This is a genomic window from Collimonas silvisoli, assembly GCF_018305005.1.
In the GTDB taxonomy this organism is placed as follows: Bacteria; Pseudomonadota; Gammaproteobacteria; order Burkholderiales; family Burkholderiaceae_D; genus Collimonas; species Collimonas silvisoli.
The window spans coordinates 49961-56841 of record NZ_JAGQEG010000032.1; the positions used below are offsets into that span (position 1 = coordinate 49961).

Here is a 6881-nt window from a genome sequence, read left to right on the forward strand (position 1 = left end):
GTAAAAAATATGTCAATATACCAATTGCAGTTAATTAATCACCTAGTTAATTTTGATGTCTGAATTTTATTTATTCTTCCTGCATTTCAAGTGTAATAATTTCGGGAATGAAAGTACTTATCAAATGAGTATGTCCAGTGTCATCCGTTATTCCTTCTTCATAACTACCGTCTTGGCGCTTAACTCTATATTTCTTGCCCGCCATGATTGCTCCGGTATTTTTATCTTTCACAAGAAATGCTTCGTCAAATGGCAAAGCAAATAGCACAGGAATATGCATACTATTAGGACCATCCAAATTTTTACTATTTGAATGCACTACCCAACTACCATTGGTCCCAGTCTCAATTCCGCTGGTATTCCATTTCATATAACTGCCGCCTCCGTTGACAATGACTTCTTCCTTGGCGGTGATGGTGATGCGGTTGGCGGTCTGGGTGACGTTGAGCTTGGCAAGCAGGTTGATATTATTTTGCAGCGCCCGCAAGTCAATGTCGCCGCCTGCCGCAATCAATTTCATTCCGGTTTTATGCGTGAAGATACGTATGCCGTTTTTGACGCTTGCCAATAGTCGTTGACCAACGGACAGGCTCAAATGCTGGCCGCTGGTCAGCGCGATATGTTCGCCGCTGGCAATGTGCGTTGACTGTGGTGTGGTGGTTTCGATTCCGGCAGGGCTGGCAAGGATCAGATGCGGCTCGCTCAGTTCGGTGAAATTTCCCACTTTGGCATCGCCGCCGGTTCCTTTGATGGCATTGTTTTGCGCCTTGATGACCTTGGCGACATCGCTCTGGTCGCTATCGTGATCCTGTGCCTGATGCTGTTGCGCCAGATCGCCGAGGGTTTCGTGCTGGCCGCGAGCTTGCGTCAGGCGTTGGACTGTCTCGCCCATATTGGTAATATGACTTTGCGCGTTGGCACGTGCTTCAGTCGTGATCAATAATCCGTCTTTGGCACGAACGGCACCGTGACCATCGGTGCGCAGCTCAAAACCCTCTCCACGCGGGTCTTTGCGTCCGGCGTTGTCTTCGATGCGCGTGATATTGCCAAGCGATAGCTGGCTATGCTGATGATCGCTCTTGAGTTGGACTTGAATCTTCTTCTCGGTATCATCCATCACCAGATGATTGCTGCGACCGCCAGCACCGTTGCCGCCTGTTGGCGTCAATTCACGGCTGCGGAAACCGGACAAGGCACTTTGACTTGGCAACGACCACGGCGGCAAATTCATCTGGTTGTGAATTCGTCCGGTGCAGACGGGTAAATCAGGGTCGCCGCCGATATACGAAATCAAAATTTCCTGCCCGGTACGCGGCAGGTGCATGCCGCCTAATTGATTACCGGCCCACGGTGCATCTATCCGCACCCAGCAACTGCTGTTTTGATTTTTTTGACCAATGCGGTCCCACGGAAACTGCACTTTGATGCGCCCAAGCGAATCGGTCCAGATGTTTTGATCTTCCGGTCCCACGACAACCGCGGTGGCGATACCTGGGACGATCGGTTTGCGGGTCGTGCGGTCTGGACGGAATTCCTGACCATTGGCGGGGTGGACGGTAAAATCCACGTCAACCCGATACTGCTGACCACGCAGACTGCCGATTCGTTGCGTTTCCTGTGCGACCTCTTCGATGGTCAACGTGGTCGATAAAATAATATATTCAATATTGGCAGTGTCTTGCGGATATCGTTTCAGCGTGAATGTGCAACCCGGCACCATCGCGCGGACATGACCGGAGCCGTGGGCGCGATGGCCGTGACTGCGCATGCCTTCCATACGCATTCTGGCAATGAAGTCTCCTTCGGCGCGGGGATCGTTTTCAGCCTGGCTCGGTCCGGCCTTCGGTTGCGCATAGTTCGCGTCGACATGCCATTCGTAGACTTCCTGATTATTCTGTGCGGTGGACTGACGGTCACTACGGCTTGCCGTGAGATTCGCCTTCGGTCGCGTGTAATCATAGTCTCGCGTCGTGTAAGTGCCGGCAGTGAGTTTGCGCTCGGGAGTGAAGGCGGATATCGTTTCCTCATCGATGCGCATGCCTTCAGTGTAAAAATTCAGTACGTGATATGCACTGCTTCTGAATTTGCGATAAGACCCGTTGGCGTCCGCCAGGACAAGCCTATGGGCGCCGTCGCTATGGGAGAAGTGGAAGCTGATGCCGAATTCCTGCGTGAGACGGCAAAAGAATGCGTAATCGGTTTCGTTGTACTGCGTTTGATAATCGCGCTTCGGGTACAGATGAGCGTCATACAGGCATTTCTCGACCGGGAAGGCATAGTCTGCCAGCAAGCTATCGAGCACTTCTACCACGGTCATATCCTGGAATATCTTGCAGTCCGTGGTCAAGGTTGCCAGATGCAGCCAAGGTCGCAGCGTGACTTCGTAGAACACATGCCGTCCTTCTTGGCGCAGCATCCGCGCATCGGTCATCAAGCCCGAAATCTCACGCGTACCGGCCCCCACATTGCCTAGTCTGCTGCCGCCCACTGCGCCTGAAATAAAACTGCCGTTGCCTTCGAGTTCGATGGTGACGGTCAGTTCGCGACCGATAAAATCGTCCAGATTGAAATTGGCGGCTGCATCGGCCAGATGATTCAATGCATCTGGCGTCTTCAGTATTAGCTTGTAGTTGAACAGCGCGTTGATGCCTTCGGTGCCTGACAGGCTGACCGGGATTAACGCAGGTTGCCCTAGCAACTCAGGAATTGCGCTGCTCTTCGCGGTTAAGGTGCGAGAGGTGTTAAACATAGGAATCTTTTTCCTGGGGAATTGTTATCGTTACATCAGGCTAGAGTTAGTCGCCTACAGTGGCATCAACCGCAGATCAATACGCCGCCACACTGTTCCTGTCATTCGTCAAGGCAACGGGACGCTCTATGCAAATGATAAAAACGGATGCAGGGAGCACCGGCAATGTGCGAAGTAATGCATCAATGTAACTTCCTTTGATTTCAGGGAATGTCAGAGACTGTCAGGGCTCGCCGCCTACAGAACAATGCTGGTCAGCCAGCAATGTGTTTCGCAAATAAAAATATTTCTTCGACGACACGCTATTGAAGCTCAAAAACTGCTACTTTAATAACGACTGTCAGGAATGATGTTTCAGTGCAACTTGCTGCCCCGTGGTTGCTATTCGGCAGGCTATTTTTTTTGCGGTTCCGTGATGGCAGATAAACGCTGCTCATTACCATTTGTATCAAGGGGAATTTCATCGATGAAAAATTGGATTCCAAAAGAAGTACAGAGCACTGGCACTGGAGACGGTGCACATCAGCCATTTTGTAGCCACGGAGAGTAATGGCTCGATTCACATAACAATCACTATAGGGAAATAAAATGAGCGAATCACAGGAAAAGATCTACTACGATGGCGGCGACGTCAAGGTTACAAACGCACGCTTTATCGTTTCCTCGCAGACCTATGCAATGTCCGGCATTACGTCAGTGAAGTTTTTCACAGAAACCCCAAGCAAAACGGGGCCGATAGTCGCCTTTTTTATAGCAGTCGTGGCACTACTGAGTCACGCAAACATCTGGGTAATTGGTATCCCGTTGGTCATTGGCATTCTATTGTTGTTCCGCAAAGCCACTCACCATGTGGTGCTTAGCAGCGCTTCCGGCGAAACACGGGCACTCAATAGTCAAAACAAAGAGTTCATCTCCAGTGTCATCCAAGGTCTTAACGAGGCGATCGTCGCACGTGGTTGAAGCTGAATGAGAAGTCATCGCCACGGCTGTAAGAAGGCAGAGTGAAGTGCAATGTCGCTCTTTGAAGCTATGAGGGAGATTACGTTACCGCGAAATGATTTTCGTGTCAGATTGAATTTTTTTGTGGATATTCCAGTTTGGTTCTCGTACATACGAGTGAGGCTGAATTTTTTGCTTTTATGATCTTACATTTTTGCGACCCAGTGCTTACCTAGGGAGATAAATGCAATGAGAAAACGTAAAATACATAGAAATCCACTTGAAAATATTTTGAGATTTCTCATTTCAAGTTTCTGCATTTTTCAATTGGTAGCGTGTGCGAATTTTAACGCGCCATTTCGCCAATTAGATCCAAATGCGACCGCTTGTCAGCTATATCAAACCGGTGCGGGATCACCTGTATTTCAAGAGGCCCAGCATCGACACCCTGGTGCGTTCGAAAGTGGTGTTGTAGGTGCGGCGGCAGGCTGCTACCAAGAGAGACATACGATAGCGTTGGCAGAGTCTGAGCAGACGATTTCGTTTCAGCTGAATTTTCTGGAATTTTCTGAAAATGGATCGTTACGTGAACCTAAACAATGGCGAGCTATCCAGGACGCGTTAAGCGATTTTCCCGGGCCGAAATATGTGGTCGTATTTGTCCACGGCTGGCGGCATGATGCATCAATTGATGACAGTAATGTCCGCGCTTTTCGTACTATGGTGGCGTTGTCTGCACGTTACCTACATGAGCGTGAATTCTTATTTGGTCAAAACGCTCGTGTTTTTGGCATATATGTTGGTTGGTCAGGTAATGCTTGGCGCTGGCACTGGACTGATGAATTGACTGTGCCGACTTTGTTCACTTTCAAGTCGCGTAAAGCCAACAGTGAATTCATTGCGGACAAAGTCGCGGCAAAATTACTGGATATTGACGCTTTACTGCATGATGACAAAATTTCTCCTGATTTAAATCGCTTGCTGATTTCAGGGCATAGCTTCGGAGGGAATTTATTGATCACTGGGTTAACTCCAGTCTATATAGATGCACTTACAAAAAGCAAACAAAGCGAACCGATTCGTGGAGTTGGGGATCTGACGGTTTTATTTAACCCTGCTAGTGATTTTTCTAATTGGGAAATTTTGCAGAAAAAAGAAAATGAGATCGCTAATTTCCAGCCATTTGTGAGCAATGACAATGCCTATTTTTCGCCGCGGCAGAAACCAATTTTGATGTCGCTGACGGCTACCTGCGATTGGGGTATCCCAAATTCTGTTCATCCTCGCCCGGGTGAGAAAGACGGAGTTTTTGATTGCGACTGGGCGACTGGCTGGGCGTTCCCTGCCGCGCAGCGTATATTGCTGCGAACGCAGTTTGGTCAAGACCACGCTATCGGTCACGTTCGGGCTTTTGTGGCACGCAATAACTCAATTGAAAGCCAACCGTATGGCACGACCCATGAATTAGAACTAAATCACCCAGCGGCAGTTACTTCCTATTCATTGGTAGCAAGTTCGCCATCGAAAGTTTTGTGCCCAATTGCCGATGGCTGGTTGCGGCAGGCAGAAAATACGTCTAAGGCTCCGTATGAACGTCAGTGGGATACTAATGTTGCCGGACCACCGGGGGCTCAACTGCAAATACGCCATGGCACGTATCGAGAGTTGTTCCGAGGGCGCCAAAGCGATGGTTGCAAAGGAGAGTCTGGAACTTGCAACGATAAGTTCTACCCTGCGCTGGGTCCCGCGCATGATCCGTTTTGGAATGTTGCCAGTCATGAATCGGCAATCCCAGATCATGACACTATATTTACCCATCCAGTCTGGTGCATGGTCAATCAGATGGTTCTCGATGACGTTGTAAAACAAAAATAGACGTAACCGATGCAAAGAGGGGGCAGTGACTATGAGGGGCGTGTACGCATTCGCAACAGAAATCGATCGTTGCATCGAAGCTCTCTCTGAAAAAGATTACCATCAAAAAATTGGTCGAAGTAAGACGTTGCGAGAAGAGCTATACCCACTTAGCCGCCTTGCTCTCAGTTACAAGCAACCAGGATTGGATGTCGCGGTAGAGGGTTTTGAAAATTCTGGGCGTGCTGATGGCCGTATTAGGATCACCGGATATTTTGACCGGGAATTCGAAGTCCAAGTTACCTATGCGGGCTATGACGGGGATGATGCATTGAGGGCTGAGTTACTTGTTTTTCGAGGTTGCGCTCCGGGAGCAGGCCCAATACATCGCGACAAAAAATCTGGTGGAGTAATTGCAACGATGAGCGCCGTCGATTGCGATGAGCACATCGAGCGTCTATCGGTAGCAATTAAAACGCAATTCTGGAAAAAGGCGTCGAAGCGATATCATCCAGGCACCGTATTGCTGATTGCGTGCGAGGAAATCAAGCTTCGCGGTAGGATCGGGTGGAAGCAATTGCTCTCTGCTATTGAGCGGGAAGGCGGGTTTACGGAAAGCCAGTTCGCAGAGGTTTACTTATTCAATGGTGCCACGAACGAGTTATACAACGCTACCTAGGTTTCTATAATTACACGTTCAATACATCGGCGCTGTGTTTACATGGGAATCAGTCATGAACACATTTGAAGAACAACGTGCTGAAGAGCGCGTCGCTATAGAAAACCAACGTCGTGCATTCGAGCGCAGACAAGCAGCCTTCCTTGCCATCACTAAGCAGTTCTATCCACAGGGAAGTGGGCAACCAGCAGCGAGTGATTTGGATAATCTCGCCGCTGCAGATGCAGAGTGGAAAACGGCGAATGCAGAAGTTGAGCGAATCGCTGACGAAATTCGAACGGGCAAACGCCGTTAGCTGCAGTCAATCGGGGCAGCCATCACACAAACACATCAGCAGTTTTTGCTTCTACAAGTGGAGTAGAAAAAGTGATGGCTGCTAACTCGTTGATTAGCGTGGAGCTTTTGATGTGATGGCATTTTCATGCGGTGGAGACGCGCATGAACGGTGGGATTTTGACACGCTGCAGGTAAAATTTTATCGCGGAGAACTTATAGGCGATAACAGAGGATATCAGACAGAATTACAGTCGTTTTCATCGGTGCAGTGAAACCTATTTAGAGAATAAAAACGCATGACATTATCTGAACATTGCGGCATGCCTCTATTAACATGCAACATTGAAGGACTGCGAAATCACGTGACCTTTAATAGTATGTTTG

5 protein-coding genes are annotated in these 6881 nt (G+C 48.9%); 4 read left to right on the forward strand and 1 reads right to left on the reverse strand.

Annotated elements, in window-relative coordinates; translation table 11 throughout:
- Positions 1–70 precede the first annotated feature (70 nt).
- Positions 71–2749 (reverse strand): type VI secretion system Vgr family protein, encoded by a 2679-nt coding sequence (locus KHU33_RS11030; protein ID WP_211462898.1) that lies wholly within the window; start codon positions 2747–2749, stop codon positions 71–73.
- Between the two features lie 588 nt (positions 2750–3337).
- Here KHU33_RS11030 and KHU33_RS11035 point away from each other — a divergent pair.
- From KHU33_RS11035 to KHU33_RS11050, 4 genes are all read left to right on the forward strand, one after another.
- Positions 3338–3709: a DUF6232 family protein gene (locus KHU33_RS11035; RefSeq protein ID WP_211462899.1), complete on the forward strand. Its 372-nt coding sequence runs from the start codon at positions 3338–3340 to the stop codon at positions 3707–3709.
- A 228-nt stretch (positions 3710–3937) separates the two neighbouring features.
- Complete coding sequence (locus tag KHU33_RS11040; protein WP_211462900.1) at positions 3938–5563, forward strand: alpha/beta hydrolase; 1626 nt, start codon at positions 3938–3940, stop codon at positions 5561–5563.
- A 40-nt stretch (positions 5564–5603) separates the two neighbouring features.
- A complete protein-coding gene (locus KHU33_RS11045) occupies positions 5604–6221 on the forward strand; it encodes a hypothetical protein (RefSeq protein WP_211462901.1) in 618 nt (205 codons plus the stop codon).
- 55 nt (positions 6222–6276) lie between these two features.
- Positions 6277–6516, forward strand: a complete 240-nt coding sequence (locus tag KHU33_RS11050; protein WP_211462902.1) for a hypothetical protein — start codon at positions 6277–6279, stop codon at positions 6514–6516.
- Positions 6517–6881: the final 365 nt, after the last annotated feature.

What these genes read in the sequence shown, in the direction of transcription:
- KHU33_RS11030 (WP_211462898.1), bottom strand. Translation starts at nt 2,749, where the DNA reads ATGTTTAACACCTCTCGCACCTTAACCGCGAAGAGCAGCGCAATTCCT.
- KHU33_RS11035 (WP_211462899.1), top strand. Translation starts at nt 3,338, where the DNA reads ATGAGCGAATCACAGGAAAAGATCTACTACGATGGCGGCGACGTCAAG.
- KHU33_RS11040 (WP_211462900.1), top strand. Translation starts at nt 3,938, where the DNA reads ATGAGAAAACGTAAAATACATAGAAATCCACTTGAAAATATTTTGAGA.
- KHU33_RS11050 (WP_211462902.1), top strand. Translation starts at nt 6,277, where the DNA reads ATGAACACATTTGAAGAACAACGTGCTGAAGAGCGCGTCGCTATAGAA.